Below are 17,155 nucleotides of genomic sequence, written 5' to 3' on the forward strand. Positions count from 1 at the left end.
GCCGGTAGCCAAATTCTCAATTGTTCTATTACAGATAATCTGCTTAGAAAAGCAGGTTATTTATTCTTCTCAGATTACTTGAAAACTGTAAAGGCGTAAACTTAGGAACCGCCGTATACCGGACGGTTCGTACGGTGGTGTGAGAGGTCGGGGAAATTATTTAATTTCCCCTCCTACTCTATTTGTAGGATTATACGAGGTCTTTCGATGAATCTGCTTATTTGCTGCTAAATAAGGTATAATTAGAAATATTATGCGATTGGAGAGACTTTTATGTTAAATATGAAATGGTTTTGGAGACAGTTTATTTCAGATTGGAACACCGGATTTAAGTCACACATGAGAACTGTCATTCTTTTTGTCGTTTTCAGTACATTATGGATTTTTGGCTCGGACTATTTTTTCGCTGTCCTGTTTTCTGATTTAAAGGTCTATGCGATGATTCAGTCCAGCAAGGGAATGTTATATGTCATTGTGACTGCAGTTTTTTTGGTTTTTCTATTATATACCGATTACAAGCGAATCACTTATTATATGGTTAATGCAGAGAGAAAGAGACTTCGATTGGATAATCCTGTAAAAGCAGGACTAAGATATACCTTCCGCCTGATCAACGAACTGATGACGGACGATCAATCTGACATCAAATCAAGTTCAATCGACGTATTCAAGGAGATATTCGAGCACTTGGAAGGTGTGGATATGGGCTCAGTGTATGTGGTCACCGATAAGAACGTGGAATACATACACACTGTTGGTTATGATATGGACCTGTTGAACAACTTGCCGTTTTTGCATGAAGAGTTTCAAGTCTTCAGCTTCAACCACAGCAAAAACCTGTCGCAGGAAAAGCAAATCAGAAAAATCCTGGGTAAATCAAATTACGAAAAGTATTCCAAGAGTTCGTCAGCAATTGCTGAGTCTGTAAGTGTTGCTTTCAGACTGGAGGACGACCTCTATTTAGGAATGAGTTTTGACATCAGTAAGATGCAGTTTGACACAACAAAACACGGATTTTCAGAAAATGAGATAAGAGAACTCAAGGAACTTCAGATTTTGCTTAATGCGACAATTGACATTAGAAAATATAACACCGAAAAGAAAGTGATTCAGAAGGATATCGTGAACACCTTTATCCATGCGATGGAATATCATGACTTTTCGAGTGAAGGACACTCTCAAGAAGTGGCGGACCTTAGTCATAAGATAGGCGTTGAATTGGGACTTTCTCAAAGCGAGCTGGAAGATCTGAAGTGGGCTTCGCTGTTACATGACATAGGCAAGCTGGTGATTCCTTTTGAGATTTTAAATAAGGTCATGCCTCTTACGACTGCAGAACGGAATATCATCAATGAACATGCTAGCGTAGGAGCCAGTTTTTTAGTGGAATCTGAATCGGTCAAGCATATCGCAAAGTTTATCAGACATCATCATGAACGATATGATGGTACCGGCTATCCCTCAGGACTTGAAGGGGTTGGCATACCGCTGATTTCAAGAATAATTTCTCTGACGGATGCCTGGCATGCGATTACAAACTCTAGACCCTATAAGGAAAAGCTTGAGTTTGTGGATGCGATCGAAGAGATCGAAAGCTGTAAGGGCACACAGTTCTGTCCTGAGGTTGTCGATGCGTTTTTAAGAATAATCAATGAAAAAGATAGATGACCGCGATGTGACGGGTCGTCTATCTTTTTTTAGTAGTTGTCCTTATCTCTGATGAAGTTGCTTGTACTTGGCTTGACTGCGGGGTTTTGATCAAGGTCTTGAATTTCCTGTTTTAAATACAGCATTCTGTCATCTAGCTGAGCGATCAGGTCGGCGCACTCTTGCAACTGCCCTTGAATACTGATGGGGGCTTTCTCTCGGTACTTGTAATAGATCTTATGTTCGATACTTGCCCAAAAATCCATACCGATGGTTCTTAGTTGAATTTCTACACGTGTAGGGACTGTACCGCTGCTTAGAAAGACTGGGTATTCGATATGCACATGAAGGCTTCTGTAGCCATTGGATTTTGGGTTTTGAATGTAATCTTTGATCGCTACGATTTTGATGTCGGATTGGCTTTCGAGCAAGTCGACGACGCGGTAGATGTCAGCTGAAAAGGCGCATATGATACGGATACCGGCGATGTCGAAGATATGCTCCTTTGCATTTTCAACGGTTGGTGCATGCCCCAATCTAACCAGCTTTTCCATGATGCTTCTTGTTTTTTTGACTCGGTGACGGATATGCTCTATTGGATTATAGTCATGGATGTTTCGAAATTCCTCATCCAGAATATTGAGTTTTGTCCTTATTTCTTCTACAGCGAACTTGTGGACAAGAAGTAAATCTCGCCAAGGCTTCATATCATCGGTCATTAATGTATCATACATCGCAGATCTCCTTTAGTCACAGGGATAGGAATTTATTTACTCATCATTTTTTGACGGCTCTGCTCGCTGAAAATGAAAGCGACTAGCTTCTTTTTTTCAACGGGAGACAGCTCCTCAAATGCGATTCGAAGTATAAAGGAAGCCTGATTTTCATGATTGATGGTTTCAAGCACGCGACCTTTAAAGGTGTATTCAAAAAGATCCAAGGTGACGATGATATCGAGCGTCTGACCTTCTTCGATTGGAGTCTGTATCATGCACCTCATGCCACCTGCGCTGATATTCTGAGTAACACCTTCAAGCACCTGATCGCCTAGCGCTGCGATCTTTACCTCACGTAAGATCGGAAGCCTGAAGTCTTCTCGTCTTTGGGTCTGTTCGATGTTATCGCTAAGCGAGACCACTAAAACAACTTCGTTGCCGTTTCGGTCCACTTGAGTGATGTGGCCGTTCATGTTTAAAATTCCAGTGGTTTCCTTTTGGGTGGTCAAGGAAACCGGCTTGTTGCTATAAAATGTTTGCTCGGCAGAGGTGAGTCTTGCGTTGATGACGATCTTATCGTTGTCGATTATCGTTTCAAGAGCGCTAAGCAGCGTATGTGTGTCACCAGAGTTTGTTCCTATATGTAATTGAAGCTGGTCACCTGTTTTGAGCATGCGTTTAAGGTTTTTTTTCATAAGTCTCCCCATTCTTTTTTCTAGTTATATCTTACATTAAATTGGCTTGTGAATCTATACAACCGACTAAGATTGAGCGATGTTTTAAACAAATGTTCACTATTTTCAGACTAAAATTTATGATAATATAGAATTTGAGGAAAAGGGGGTACCAAAGTGAAAAACATTGAAAAATACGCAGACCTGCTGGTGCAGGTGGGCATAAACATTCAAAAGGGTCAAACGCTTGTGATAAGCGCACCGATTGAAACCGCTGACTTCGCAAGACTTGCCGCTAAAAAGGCATATGAAGCAGGTGCGAAGGAAGTTGTAATGAGATGGCTTGATGAACAGTCGGCTAGAATGAGATTCGATATGGCATCCGACGAGGTATTCGACGAGGTAGCCGATTGGATTAAGCCGTTCTTTGACGGATATGCCGAAATGGGAGCCGCATTTTTAACGATCTCGGCATCTGATCCTGAGATGATGAAGGGTGTCGACCCAAAAAGAATGAGTAGGCAGCAGAAATCGTCTTCTCAAGCTTTACTCAATTACAGAACAAGAATGATGAGCAATAAGAATGTATGGTGCGTCGCTTCGATTCCTACTGAAGGATGGGCGGTCAAGGTGTTCCCAGGTGTTCCAAAAGAACAGGCGATCGACCTTTTATGGGATGCCATCTACAAGGCTGTCAGGGTGGATCAGGATGAGCCTATAAAGGCTTGGAGAGAGCATCAGGCAAATCTAAATGAGAAACTGGAGTTTTTAAATGGTCATCAATTTGAAAAACTGATTTATAAAAACAGTATCGGTACCAATGTGGAAGTGAAACTTCCTAAAGACCATTTATGGTTTGGCGGTGGAGACGAGTCTGTAGACAGCTATCTGTTTGTAGCTAATATGCCTACGGAAGAAGTGTTCACAATGCCTGATAAGGACGGCGTCAATGGTAGGATCGTTAGTTCGATCCCGTTAAACTATCACGGAAACCTTATTGAAGAGTTCTGGTTTGAATTTAAGGATGGTTTAGTGGTCGAGTATGGTGCTGCTAAGGGAGAAGATGTTCTTGCAGAGCTGCTAGCGACTGACGAAGGTGCTAGAAGACTTGGAGAAGTAGCTCTTGTTCCTTATGATTCACCGATTTCAAATCAAAAGATCCTGTTTTACAATACGCTATATGACGAGAATGCATCATGCCACTTTGCTGTAGGTAAGGCGTATCCTACTTGTATCAAGGGTGGAGAGGACATGTCAAAAGAAGAGTTGCTTTCAAGAGGAGCTAATGATTCCATTACCCATGTCGATTTCATGATAGGCACACCGGACTTGGAGATTGTGGGCATCAAATCGACCGGCGAATCGGTACCGGTGTTTATCAACGGTAATTTCTGTTAATGTTAAGGCATCTTCTTTACAAGGGAAGATGCCTTTTGACTAGGGGCGAAAATGGTGAAAAAATATGTTGCAGGTAAACCTGGACTGCTAAAAAAAATGAATAAGACAAGTATCATCAAATTGATTGTCAAGAATGGACAGATTTCAAGGTCCATGTTGTCTAAGAGGACAGGACTTGCGCTGCCAAGTGTGATGCGCTTAGTGGATGAGATGATCGAGGACAAGCTGATTGTCGAGATAGGAAAAGGATCTTCCACAGGTGGAAGGAAACCCAGCCTTTTGACAATCAACAGCCACTATGGGTATCTGATTGGTATTGAAATAGCGATAAAATGTTCTGTGATTATCACGGATTTTAGCGGGTGTATCCTCGCAAAATGGGAATCCGATGATCTTGGTACTTCGACTCCTGAAGAGGTGCTTGAAAAGCTTCTATATCAGATGGAAGTGCTTATTGATACGTGCAAACTTAATCATGACCAGATTCTGGGTGTTGGCATAGGAACTCCAGGATCTGACTTTAAGCATACGATCGATAAGAAGCGTGCAATTCTAAAAGGATGGAATACCATTGATATCAAAGGCTATTTCGAAGAGAACTCATCTTTTAAAATCGTAACCGAGAATGTTGCCCGTACAAGAACTCAAGCCGAACTTTGGTTTGGCCATGGTAGGACACTTGACGATTTTATCTATGTCTTCATCGATCAAGGTGTAGGAATAGGTATTGTCAAGAATGATTTGATCCACAAAGGTGACACAGGAGTGGCCGGTGAGTTCGGTCATACTACCATTGCCTATAAGGGCCGTGAATGCTACTGCGGTAATAAAGGCTGTTTAGAGATGTATGTATCGGCAGGTGCGATCATGAGGGCATTAGAGGAGAAAGGATACGATATTAGCGATCTGTCCTTTGACGGTTTAGTGGCTGGAGCGACCGATGACAGAATCCTGGCCGAGTTGCATGAATCCGGATCGATTTTAGCAACGGGAATCGCCAATCTGATCAATTTATTTAATCCCCATGCCGTCATACTTGGGGGAATCGTGCCACAAAGCAGTTCGATTGTGGTCGATCGGATAAAAACTCTCTTAAAGGAGCTTGTCTTTTCAAACGCGGCCAGACACACACCTGTCTATGTCAGTGAAATGAACCTTCGGCATGAGTGCTTGGGCAGCATCGCACTATTGCTAAGCGATTTTTTTTAAACACAGATAAATTCTGTGTTTTTTTATTTGATTTACAGTTAACTTATGATAATATGGGTTTGTTACATAATGTAACAAAGCGTAAATAACACGGATTGTCTCTTTGGAAAGTTAAAAAAAGGAGTAATGATGAAAAGATCGGATATAAATAATGCATTACAGTGGTCAAGGAATCTACTGGAAACTTATCAAATAAAACTACCGCCTTTTGGATACTGGACGATGGAAAAGTGGAACGAGAAGGACCCTGACGTCATCAAGTCGATTAGGGATGTGATGTTGGGGTGGGATATCACTGATTTTGGACAAGATGATTTCAAGCGACTGGGGGCTGTGCTGTTTACCCTTAGAAACGGATCGGTAAGCGACCGCTCGCTCGGCACACCCTATGCTGAAAAGCTTATCGTACTAAGCGACGGGCAAAGACTCCCCCTACATTGCCATAAGAGTAAGACGGAGGATATCATCAACCGTGCGGGAGGCGTTTTGGCAATTAAGATTTACAATTCAACACCGGATGGTGATGTTGATCACAGTAGCGATGTAGAGGTCTATCTGGATGGCGAGAAGCATTTGGTCAAGGCGGGAGAGGAGCTTAATCTGAACCCTGGCGAATCAATCACCCTAAAGCCCCATATGTATCATTTGTTCTGGGCAAAAGAAGGCTGTGGAGACTTGATCTGCGGTGAGGTGTCCAGCATTAATGACGACCGTACGGATAATTACAATGCGGAACCTGTAAGTAGGTTCACTAAAGTGGTTGAAGATGAAGCGATTCTGCACCCCTTATGTAACGAATACGAACATGTATTGAAGGAGAGAAATTAATGGATATTACTGCTATCGGTGAACTGTTGATGGATATGACGCCCAAAACAGATGAGGGTGTTACTTGTTTTGTGCCTAATCCCGGTGGGGCACCATGCAACTTTCTTGCGATTGCCAGTGTGACAGGAGTTTCCACCAGGTTTATTGGTAAAGTCGGTGATGACCGGTTTGGCGGTCTATTAAAGCAGACACTCGATTCTGCTGGAATATTGACCGATGGTTTGGTTTTGGACGCACGATATCCGACAACGCTTGCTTTTGTGCACCTCAATGAATCCGGTGAAAGAAGTTTCAGTTTTTATAGAAAATACTGTGCCGATGTATCGCTTGAACTTGATGATGTCGATCTTGAAACGGTTAAAAATACCAGAGTCATGCATTTCGGTTCACTTTCGTTTACGGACGAACCGATCAGGTCTACGGTACTTGAAGTGGTTAAGGCGGCCAAAGAATCAGGTGCGGTCCTTACCTACGATCCCAATTACCGTCCTCTGCTTTGGGATAATCCTCAAACGGCAGTGGAGGGTATGAAGCTGGGGCTTAGGTTAGCCGATATCGTCAAAGTATCGGACGAAGAAGCGCTTCTGATTTCAGGAAAACCGACTTTGGAAGAGGCGGTTGACGTCTTACTTTCTTATGGTGTTAAAATGATCTGCATGACCCTTGGTGGTGAGGGGGCGGCTATCTATACCAACAGCTACAGACGGCATATCGGCGGATTTGAATCAAAGGTGGTCGACACCACTGGCGCGGGGGATGTCTTCTTTGGCGCGTTTGTCAGTTATCTTGCCAAGAACACGACGTTTGATTTTCCTATAGGAGAAAGCCATGTGGTGAAAGCTGCGACATATGCGAATGCCGCGGCATCCTTGTGTGTGGAGTCTTATGGCGGAATACCTTCGATACCTTCATATGATGCGATTTTAGCTCGAATGAGCAATGGATGAACGCCATACTCTATTAGAGATTGATTAGAGAGATTAGAAAACGTTAAGATGAATTGATAAAGCCTTCATTACGGTGTAACATGTAATTGAGGAGATTTCATAATAGGTCACAAGGGATATTGCATAATAGATATTGGTATGCTAAAGATACTACTCTACTAGATACAGTGTGATCTTCTTTTGAATGTAATTATGCAATTTCCTCAATTAACAAGATGAAGAGAAGGAGTGAAGGCTGCTATGAAAACACATACAACTACAGCTCATCAAGCTGAGCAGGAACTAAATGCGTTACTTGGGCATGAAAATAGGATTTATAAGCCATGGCAACTTGAAAATCATGTGCTTGAACCGGTACGGCTAAAGGCGACTACGGATGAGATGTTGATGTTGACGTATGCCAACGCGTATGTAAGACCGCATTTTGAAGTAGATGAAAAGCGCGTGACTGTTCCGAATTTGGTATGTAAGTTGAATGGAGCTATTCATGGGTTTGTTCTTGATATGAAAGTAAAAGAGAAACAGCATCCCAATCTAATCACGATCTATTACGACTTTGGAAAGATGAATAAAAAGCCAAAAGCCGGGCACCTTAACAAAAAGCCGAAATGGTTTGATGAGATGTTGGGAATCAATGTCGATCAGGCGCTTCAGGCGGACTTATCTGGAATCAAGCATTTGAAACCCGCGTATCAAAGGACCTATCTCGAAGCGATCAACCGAGTGCTCAAGATTGTAAAGTCGAGCGCTTACAAGGGTGAGGCGCCTTCCAATAGGGAAGTGCTTGAAACCTTACTGTTCAATAGCAGAAAAATCGGCGATATGTTCCACGCGTTCGACTATCAGTACATGGTTCCAAAATTCTTAGTTGTCGATAAGCAAAAAAAACCCGCGTCACCTTATGCGGCAATCCGACTGATCATGATGAGCGTTTTGGGCTTTGATGTGTTTATCGCATCGGAAGACGCATATAGCTCAATTGAAAACTATGTGACGGAGGATGTCATCGATATCCACTATCTTACAGAGAGGGAGTTCGCTTATTCCGAAGTGCTTACGATCAGAAAGAAAAGAGTCAAGATGTTACTTTGGACGGCGCTTGCAGCAATTGTCCTATCGTTTATCTTTTTCGCTTTAAAAATTTACTGATATTTTCTAGAACGACTCCAAATTGATGGGTCGTTCTTTCATTTTTTTGTTATACTGTTGATGATAAGAAAGAAGGTAACGATGTTCAGAGATAAGATTCATTCAGCAGAAACCATCATACTTGTAGCGCTATTCACCACATTCATGGGGCAGATCTATATCAAGCCGTTTGCATCGGATTTTAGGTTGACCCTTGCGGTGGTCGTACTCAATATTGTGATGTTGACGTTCAAAGACATCAAGCCGATGTGGACGGTCAACACGGTTGGTGTGATGATGCTTCTTGTCAGAAGCACGGTGTACGCATTTACACACCAGGTTAGTTTTTTAGAGGGAATAAGCAGTTATTATCCTGTGCTTTTTTTCTATTTTTTCTATAGTGTTTTCTTCATCGCTTTCGATGTCAGAAATCGTGTGAAGAATCCAGTCACTTTGTTCCTTAGCTTATGGGTATGTGACAGTATTCCCAATATCATTGAGCTTGTTGTCAGACAGGACTGGCAATCGATACCTCTTGAGTCGGGCATCTATACCATCGTCACGATCGGTCTTGTTAGAACGGTCTTATCGGTACTGCTTGTCTATATCTCGATTTATTACTACGATATGGCAAAAAAGAGACAGAACCATCAGATTTTCGTCGACAAGATCGTCTTAATGGCCAACCTGAAGACGGAGCTGTTTTTTTTGAAAAAGTCGAAGAATGACATCGAAGACGCTATGAGAAGGAGCTATCAGATCTATCAGGATTTGCAGGAAGACCAGAACAAAGAAGCGGTTCTGATGGTCGCTAAGGATATTCATGAAATCAAGAAGGACTATACAAGGGTCATAGCGGGCCTAGAACGGTCTGTTTCTTCTGCGCCAAGATATGACATGTATCTGTCAGAGGTTGTCGACATCGTATGCGATGCGAATAAGAAGCTTTCTGATGCGGAAGGTAAAAAAATCAAGTTTACAAAAAATGTTTTTAAAAAATTGAAATCCTCCGAGTATTATGCGATTATCTCTGTGCTTAACAATCTTGTGGTTAACGCGGTGGAGGCCATAGATGAATCGGGATTAATCTCGTTGACGGTTTATCAGGAAGATGATCTGCTCAAACTAAAGGTAGAAGATTCGGGTGCCGGTATTTCTGATGGAGATTTGGGTATGATTTACTCGCCTGGTTTCTCAACAAAATACGACGGCATCACAGGCGTTATGAATTCGGGTGTAGGGCTGACCCATGTCATACAACTTGTCGAGACTTATTTTGGCGGTAGTCTTGAAGTGAATAGTGAAGTGGATCGAGGTACGGTCTTTACTGTAAGCCTACCTCTTGCAAACACACTTGAGAAGGAGAGAAACGGTGAACTATAATTTTTTTATTGTCGATGACGACCCGTCCGTACTTGCCATATTGTCAAAAATAATTGTAAACCGGAATCTTGGCGATGTGATAGGAACAAATCAGACCGGTGATTCAGCTGTACAAGAAATAAAATCATTGAAACCGGATATTGTGATTATCGACCTACTGCTTCCTAAAATCGACGGAATCACCCTTGTCAGGCAATTGAAGGATTATGATCCCGATCTTCCGCTTATTATGATCAGTGAGGTTCAAGCAAAGGATATGGTTTCAAAGGCATATGAAAGCGGTGTTGAGTTTTATGTGAATAAGCCCATCAATGTGATCGAAGTTGTCAATGTGCTTAAAAGAGTCGATGAGAAGATCAGTATGAAACAGGTGATTTCTTCATTTAAGAATGCCTTTCAGAGCATAGGAGCACTTGACGGATTTAGTGAAAATCCAAAAGAACAAAATCAGATTGTCGATCAGGCAAGGTCTATCTTAGCGGAGATCGGTGTTTTAAGCGAGGCTGGGGCGAAGGAACTTTTGATGATCGTTGAGTTTATCTACGGTATTTATGATAAAAAGCCCAAACGGGTGATGGATTATCGTATGATTGACCTATACGAGGCGGTACACGAGCGATATGAGAGCTTAAACGAAAGTGTACAAACCCGTACGATAGAGCAACGAATTAGAAGGACAGCCGCACAGGCGATGACCACGATCGCACAAATGGGTGTGGAAGATTTTGAGCATCAGTATTTTGTCCGTTATGCCCACTCACTTTTTGAATACAAGGAAGTTAGGCAAGAAATGATGTATATCGAAGGCCAGTCCAGGGATAGGGGCAAGGTCAATATCAAGAAGTTTGTCACTGGGATTATGCAAGAACTCAGATACAACAATCAATAGTGAGAAAATTAAAATTAATTTCGTAACATTTTGTAACATTTTGTCGAATAATGTCGTGTAACTGATTTCATTAAGGAGTCAGTTATTTTTTTTTATTAACCAAAGGGGGAAACACATGAAAGGCAAAGGCATAACGTTCAAGATTTTAGTCGCAATGGTACTGGGTATCGTGACAGGTCTTATTTTGAATCCAATGGCAGAAACGGTGATTGTGAAGGATTACGTCGTCGGTTTCGGACTCGTATTATTGGGATCCATCTTTGTGGCACTGATCAAAATGATGGTAGTTCCACTAGTGTTTGTTTCGCTCACAAACGGAGCGGCTCAAATTGGCGACATTAAGAAGTTGGGTCGAATCGGTGGAAAGACTCTAGGGTTCTACCTGTTGACTACTGCAATCGCTATTACAATCGCCATCATCTTAGCTTCTATCTTCTTACCGATGAGCGTTGATCCGATGGATGTAAGCAGTTATACGTTTGAAGCAAAAGAAAGTCCTGCATTTGTATCCGTTCTGATCGGTATGATTCCAACAAATCCGATTGATTCGATGGCAAAAGGCAACATGCTTCAGATCATTATCTTTGCACTTATCACAGGTACTGCGCTTAGTATGTTAGGTGACAAAGTAAATGGCATTAAAAAATTACTTGAAGAGTCGAATGAAGTGATTCTTAAAATGGTAATGCTGATCATGAAGTTCGCACCGATCGGTGTGTTCGCTCTGATTGCTAAAACGATCACACAACTTGGCTTTGATGCGATTCTTGATTTAGGAGCATACATGCTAGTTGTGGTTGCGGCACTGTTTGTGCATGCGCTATTCACTTACCAGGGTATGCTTTATGCGATTACAAAACTAAACCCAATACAGTTCTTCAAGAACTTCGCACCTGCAATGATGGTAGCCTTCTCTACATCTTCAAGTAGCGCGACGCTTCCTGTGACAATCGATACGGTTACAGAAAGACTAGGCGTAGATAGAAAATTGGCATCCTTCACCTTACCGCTTGGCGCGACCATCAACATGGATGGAACAGCGATCATGCAAGGTGTAGCGACTGTATTCATCGCAATTCTTTACGGTGTTGACTTGAGTCTTGGTGATTTCATCACAGTCATCGTCACAGCGACTCTAGCATCGATCGGTACTGCGGGCGTTCCGGGTGTTGGCCTGATCATGCTTTCGATGGTGTTAACACAAGTCGGATTACCTGTTGAGGCTATCGGCTTGATTCTTGGAATCGATAGAATCCTAGATATGACCAGAACCGTTGTCAATATCACAGGTGACGCGGTGTGTACGCTTATCGTCGCTAAAACAGAAAATGAGTTCGACGAAGCTGTCTATTACAACAACAATTCTCAATCGACAGTGAGTCAGGAAGTCGCATCATAAAACACGAAAGAGTCCGAAAGGGCTCTTTTTTTATGTTAAGAGAACCTTAAATTTGACGTCCGTCCATTTACAAAGGGTGGAATTGAAGTACAATAGGTATAGTAAAAGGGGGATTTTATGGAGAAACTTACTGTAGGACAGTTATTTGATAGGGCGATGGACTGGTTGAGGAAACATCTGACATCGCTCATTATTTTTAATCTAGGGTATTATGTGGTAGCATTTATCGTACTTTATATCTTTTTGCTTATTTTTACGATTGCCACGATTGCAACTAGCAGTGTAAGTAGCTTTGGATTCGGCATAGGCACTAAGTTGATGATAGCGGTCCTGGTGATTTTTGTACACGCCGTGGTACTAAACGGCAAGGTAGGAATAGCGAAGATCGCTTCATCTGAGTTGACCTTAAAGACGGTGAAGGCAAGTGAGGCGATAGGCAGTACCTTTAAGCATACCTTCAAGACAATCGGGCTTGTAACGGTGATGGATTTGCCGCTTATTGTAGTCTTATGGGTCTTTGCAGAACAGTTGATCAGTGGAAACCTCATAGAAGAGATATCCTTGTGGGTAGAAGTCTTTATCGCTTCATTTAACGATACCTTCTTCGGTACGGTCGTCTTTGCTATCGCGCTTACGCTCGGGATCTTGCTGCTGAACCTTTTGATGGCGGCTTATCTTGTATGGTTTACATTCGCTATTTATGAGATGTGCCTTGAAAATCAATCGATCAAAGGGGCGATCAAACGAAGTTTTAAACTGGTTAAGGTCAGATACAAGTCGATCTATCTGATTACTATCTTGATTTTACTGACACAGATGACCATACAGTACGGCATTAACGGAATCGGTCAGGGTGCGAATCTGATCAGTCAGTTTGCAGGTGAGATCTTGCCGCTCGATCAGCTGATTGGTTTGCAGGCGATTGTAGGTCTCAGTCTGATCATCGGCTTTGTGGCCAATTTCATATCAGGAACCTTTGGAGCCTTGGCAAGCCTGTCTCTTTATTGGCAGGTCCGTGTCACGCATGACGGCTATGATTTGTCGTATGAAGCAAAAAAGTTACAGATACAGTTAAAAAAAGGTGCCACAAATGAACAGGTTTTATGACAAACTAGGCGAGGTGGTCCTAAAACCAAAGTACTGGTCGCTTACCAATCCTGTGGCCGGGTTATGGTACAAGCTTAAAAAAGGTAGTATCAACTTGCTCAAATCCTTTTTTGAACGCATAGGAGAATTTGATTTTAGTGTCGACCAATTGGAAGGTATGGGGACTATTGTTGCGGTGATCGCCGCCTTGACCTTGTTTGCCATTGTGATAGGACTGATCATCTTGATTATGGGGTTATTTTCAAAAGAAGAACGGATTAAAAGAATTCTTGGTGAAACGATCGACGAGAACACCACAGCCCTGTCGATTCTCAATCAGTCGCTTATCTATAAAAGTGAAGGAAACTACAACGAATCGATTCGACTTTCCTTTATCGCCCTCCTCTTGCACTTGAACGACACGAGGGTGATCAAGCTGAGAGAGCCGTGGACCAATAAGGAAATCACGCTGGCTGTTGAATCCAGCGGTTTTAAGGAGAAAACTGAATTCAACACGTTGGCTTTGGCATTTAATCACTGGCACTACAGCGCGGATATCGCCACTGAAAAAGACCAGTTGATTTGGGATGGAACTTTCGATCGGGTTTGGGAGGACATTCAAAATGGCTAAGAAGAAAAGAAGCAAGGTTTCGGATTTGCTGTTTGTCATGGTGCTGATTCTGATTGCGATCACAGTGAGTGCCATTTATGGATGGAAGACGACTGCCTATTCGATTGATGGATCGGCCTTATCCGCTCAAAAACAAGGACTTAGCATTTGGAAGGATACCTTGATGCAGATGGGCGTGGATGTAAGCGTGAATGTGGATCCAGTGACGCATGACGATGTGCTGCATCTTGTGGTCAAAGGTGACGATGTCGCTGGGCTGAATACGATTATCGAAGCCATAGAAGAACTTGAGGACGATTACATACTGATTGATATGTCGACACTCAATAAGCTCTTTAACGAGAGTATATCGGAGAGTTCAGGGAGTTATACGATCGTTAATGGAAGGTATCTGCAAAACAATGCCATCGCCTTTGAAAGAGAGCGGGCATATGATATCACTGACATCGTTCTTGGCGACTTAAGCGCTTCAAAGACAATCGTATTCGAGGAGTCGCATATCCAAGATAAAGAGAGCGCTCCCAACTGGCTTTCTGTAGTGCCTGTGTGGATGAAGCTTGGCCTTTTGCAACTCTTCTTTGCCTTAGTGATGTACTTTTGGTACAAAGGCAAGAGGCTTGGTAAGGCGGTTGTCGACTTTGACGAAGTTGAACGGACTCAGGACGAGTTCTTTTGGGCGGCCAGCCGCTACTATGAATATACAGAGTGCGGCGATAAAATGCTTTTCGCCTATCAGCGCAAACTCAAAAGCCTGCTTCCAAATGATATGAGGCCTAGGGTGATGATTCTTGAAAAATTGGGTGTCAAATCGGTTGATGCTATCATGAGAATCCTAGAACTGAGTCATGAGGATATGTTGACGATGAATGAAAAACATCTTCTGAACACAATTGAAACTGTGAAGGATACGATAAAAAAACTTGCTGAAAAGAGGTTGAATAATGATTAATGTGAATATGGATGAACTGATTCTTGCTATTCAAAATGAAGTGAAAAAGGTGATCGTATCACAAGACGATGCGGTCAACGATATCTTGGTGGCCATGCTCTCAGAAGGTCATGTACTTTTAGAGGGTGTGCCAGGTCTTGCCAAAACGCTGATGGCGAAGGCTTTTTCAAAAGTGGTGGGAGTCGATTTTAAAAGGATACAGTTCACTCCGGATTTGTTGCCTTCTGACATTACAGGGACCAAGGTATACGATCTGACGACTCAGTCGTTCAATGTCGAACCGGGACCGATTGTTACAAACTTCCTGCTCGCTGACGAGATCAATAGGACTCCTGCAAAAACACAAGCTGGTCTACTGGAAGCCATGACGGAAGAACAGATTACGATTTCAGGTACCACGGTGAGGTTGCCAAAACCCTATATGGTTGTCGCTACACAAAATCCGCTTGAGTTTGATGGTACCTATTCGCTGCCAGAAGCGCTTGTGGACAGGTTCTTGCTGAAAGTATGCATGGATTACCCAGCAGAAGACGCAGAAGTACAAGTCTTAAGAAAACATCACAGCGGGGAGCTGAACAGTCATAACTCGATTGAACAGGTCGAGGTGGTTTGCACAGCCAACGAGCTGATACACTGCCAGATGGCCTGTGCCAAGGTAGAGGTAAAGGAAGAGCTGTTTGAGTACATGACAAAGATCGTTCGTGCGACAAGAGAACATGAGGCAGTCGATATCGGCGCATCACCTCGTGGTGCGATAGCACTCCTGAACGCATCGAAGGCTCAGGCGCTCATTCTTGGAAGGTCGTATGTGATTCCTGAAGATATCAAAAGGGTCTCAAAACCGGCCTTAAGACATAGGATTTTTATTAAACCCGAAATGGAAATAGAAGGTGTCCATGCCGATCATGTCATTTCTGATATCCTCAGTGCCATTGATGTACCAAGGTAATCGGGATGAATGTGACTAAAAGAACCGGGATGATCACACTTGTACTAACCGCTCCTCTTTTACTGGCTGGAATCTTGGGACTTGGCTGGTTTGCTTTTATTGTGATGAACGGTACGTTTTTGTGTGTCCTTGTGATCGATTATCTGATCTCGAGAAAGCATATCAGGTATAAATTGACTAGGGTAAGTTCCACTACGTATTCACTACACGCAAGAGAGCAGATGGGCTTTGAGTTTGAGAACAGGTGTCCTTATACGCTTAAGTTCGTTTTAAGGGATGAGAAACCTGATTTTGGACTGCAGTACCACTGTAATTATATTAATGGTCAAGTCCCTGCGGGTGAGGAAAAGCGATTCTTTTATGAGATCACACCAAAAAAACGCGGTGACCACAAGTTTAACAAGGTTTGGGTTAAGAAGACGTCCATGTTAGGACTGCTTGAACTGCATGATGAGTGGCATCTGCCCTTTGAAGTTCAGGTGTATCCCAATGTGAAGAAGTTGAGCAACTACAAAATGCGTCTTGTGAAGAGCAGACGATTTTTAGAGGCCATGAGACCCACAAGACTTAAGGCGAAAGGACACTCTTTTGAAAGCCTTAAGGAATATACTTCCGGTGATGATTATCGGTCGATCAACTGGCAAGCGACGGCACGTGCGATGCATCCGATAGTCAACGAGTATCAGCTTGAGAACAATCAAAGGATCTATCTGATGCTCGATATAGGAAGAACCATGAGCTATACCGTCAAGGGCTTTAGAAAACTGGATTTGGTGATCAACACAGCTGTCGTTCTTTCTGATATCATCAATCAAAGCAAGGACCTTGTCGGGCTGACCTCGTTTGATCATGAGGTGGCGACGTCTTTAGTACCCTCAAAGGGACCGATGCACCGTAAGAGGATTGTGGAAAGCCTTTATAAGGTAGAAGCTTCAATGAGTGAGCCCAATTATCAGCAAGCGTGGCTGTCGGTCTTAAAACGTGAGAAGCATCGAAGCATGATGATCCTCTTTACCGATTTTGAAACGCTTCAAGATGTGAATCGATTTGTTGAAGCTTCAGCGATCGTACTCAAAAAGCATGTGGTCATCGTACTGATGATTGAGGATGAGTCGATAAAGCAACATTCACTCAATGATAAAGAGAGCATTTTTGTACAAGGAACCGCGCTTGAACTGATGCATGAGAAAAAGAAGATTATAAAAAAGCTTGCAAGTCATGGCGTTTTTGCAGCAATGTGCAAGCCTGAAACGATTGAAATGACTGCGATTAATCATTATCTAGAAGCGAAAGCCAAGTTGACTGGGATGTAAAAGGTGATA

General features: G+C 42.7%; 16 protein-coding genes. 14 read left to right on the forward strand and 2 right to left on the reverse strand.

Annotation, left to right across the window (positions count from 1 at the left end; all coding sequences use genetic code 11):
- The first annotated feature begins 273 nt into the window (after positions 1-273).
- Positions 274-1,668: an HD-GYP domain-containing protein gene (locus tag DWB64_RS07580; protein WP_129487618.1), complete on the forward strand. Its 1,395-nt coding sequence runs from the start codon at positions 274-276 to the stop codon at positions 1,666-1,668.
- Between the two features lie 29 nt (positions 1,669-1,697).
- On the opposite strand, the gene DWB64_RS07585 is transcribed toward DWB64_RS07580, so the two are convergent.
- On the reverse strand, positions 1,698-2,381 hold the full coding sequence (locus DWB64_RS07585; protein WP_129487619.1) for a GTP pyrophosphokinase family protein: 684 nt from the start codon (positions 2,379-2,381) through the stop codon (positions 1,698-1,700).
- A 32-nt stretch (positions 2,382-2,413) separates the two neighbouring features.
- Positions 2,414-3,058 (reverse strand): flagellar brake protein, encoded by a 645-nt coding sequence (locus tag DWB64_RS07590; RefSeq protein WP_164980302.1) that lies wholly within the window; start codon positions 3,056-3,058, stop codon positions 2,414-2,416.
- Positions 3,059-3,214: 156 nt separating this feature from the next.
- Between DWB64_RS07590 and DWB64_RS07595 the strand changes: the two genes are divergently transcribed.
- The 13 genes from DWB64_RS07595 to DWB64_RS07655 all read left to right on the forward strand — a co-directional run bounded on the left by DWB64_RS07595 (position 3,215) and on the right by DWB64_RS07655 (position 17,146).
- Positions 3,215-4,435, forward strand: a complete 1,221-nt coding sequence (locus DWB64_RS07595) for an aminopeptidase (RefSeq protein WP_129487621.1) — start codon at positions 3,215-3,217, stop codon at positions 4,433-4,435.
- Between the two features lie 54 nt (positions 4,436-4,489).
- Positions 4,490-5,644 carry an ROK family protein gene (locus DWB64_RS07600; RefSeq protein ID WP_164980303.1) on the forward strand — a complete coding sequence of 385 codons (1,155 nt, stop codon included), beginning with the start codon at positions 4,490-4,492 and terminating at the stop codon, positions 5,642-5,644.
- A 129-nt stretch (positions 5,645-5,773) separates the two neighbouring features.
- On the forward strand, positions 5,774-6,472 hold the full coding sequence (locus DWB64_RS07605; protein ID WP_164980304.1) for a D-lyxose/D-mannose family sugar isomerase: 699 nt from the start codon (positions 5,774-5,776) through the stop codon (positions 6,470-6,472).
- A complete protein-coding gene (locus DWB64_RS07610) occupies positions 6,472-7,419 on the forward strand; it encodes a carbohydrate kinase (RefSeq protein WP_129487624.1) in 948 nt (315 codons plus the stop codon). The genes DWB64_RS07605 and DWB64_RS07610 overlap by 1 nt, the downstream gene beginning before the upstream one ends.
- A 240-nt stretch (positions 7,420-7,659) precedes the next feature.
- Positions 7,660-8,568 carry a YceG family protein gene (locus DWB64_RS07615; protein WP_129487625.1) on the forward strand — a complete coding sequence of 303 codons (909 nt, stop codon included), beginning with the start codon at positions 7,660-7,662 and terminating at the stop codon, positions 8,566-8,568.
- A gap of 81 nt (positions 8,569-8,649) precedes the next feature.
- Positions 8,650-9,930, forward strand: coding sequence for a sensor histidine kinase (locus tag DWB64_RS07620; RefSeq protein ID WP_164980305.1), 1,281 nt, complete (start codon positions 8,650-8,652; stop codon positions 9,928-9,930).
- On the forward strand, positions 9,920-10,819 hold the full coding sequence (locus tag DWB64_RS07625; RefSeq protein ID WP_164980306.1) for a response regulator: 900 nt from the start codon (positions 9,920-9,922) through the stop codon (positions 10,817-10,819). Before DWB64_RS07620 ends, DWB64_RS07625 begins: the two co-directional genes overlap by 11 nt.
- A gap of 115 nt (positions 10,820-10,934) precedes the next feature.
- Positions 10,935-12,218 (forward strand): dicarboxylate/amino acid:cation symporter, encoded by a 1,284-nt coding sequence (locus DWB64_RS07630; RefSeq protein WP_129487628.1) that lies wholly within the window; start codon positions 10,935-10,937, stop codon positions 12,216-12,218.
- A 117-nt stretch (positions 12,219-12,335) separates the two neighbouring features.
- Positions 12,336-13,325, forward strand: coding sequence for a hypothetical protein (locus tag DWB64_RS07635; protein ID WP_129487629.1), 990 nt, complete (start codon positions 12,336-12,338; stop codon positions 13,323-13,325).
- Positions 13,309-13,935 (forward strand): hypothetical protein, encoded by a 627-nt coding sequence (locus DWB64_RS07640; protein WP_129487630.1) that lies wholly within the window; start codon positions 13,309-13,311, stop codon positions 13,933-13,935. Before DWB64_RS07635 ends, DWB64_RS07640 begins: the two co-directional genes overlap by 17 nt.
- Positions 13,928-14,884, forward strand: coding sequence for a hypothetical protein (locus tag DWB64_RS07645; RefSeq protein ID WP_129487631.1), 957 nt, complete (start codon positions 13,928-13,930; stop codon positions 14,882-14,884). The genes DWB64_RS07640 and DWB64_RS07645 overlap by 8 nt, the downstream gene beginning before the upstream one ends.
- Complete coding sequence (locus tag DWB64_RS07650) at positions 14,877-15,833, forward strand: MoxR family ATPase (protein WP_129487632.1); 957 nt, start codon at positions 14,877-14,879, stop codon at positions 15,831-15,833. The genes DWB64_RS07645 and DWB64_RS07650 overlap by 8 nt, the downstream gene beginning before the upstream one ends.
- Positions 15,834-15,838: 5 nt before the next feature.
- On the forward strand, positions 15,839-17,146 hold the full coding sequence (locus tag DWB64_RS07655; protein ID WP_129487633.1) for a DUF58 domain-containing protein: 1,308 nt from the start codon (positions 15,839-15,841) through the stop codon (positions 17,144-17,146).
- Positions 17,147-17,155 lie beyond the last annotated feature (9 nt).

Source organism: Fusibacter sp. A1 (genome assembly GCF_004125825.1).
In the GTDB taxonomy this organism is placed as follows: domain Bacteria; phylum Bacillota; class Clostridia; order Peptostreptococcales; family Acidaminobacteraceae; genus QQWI01.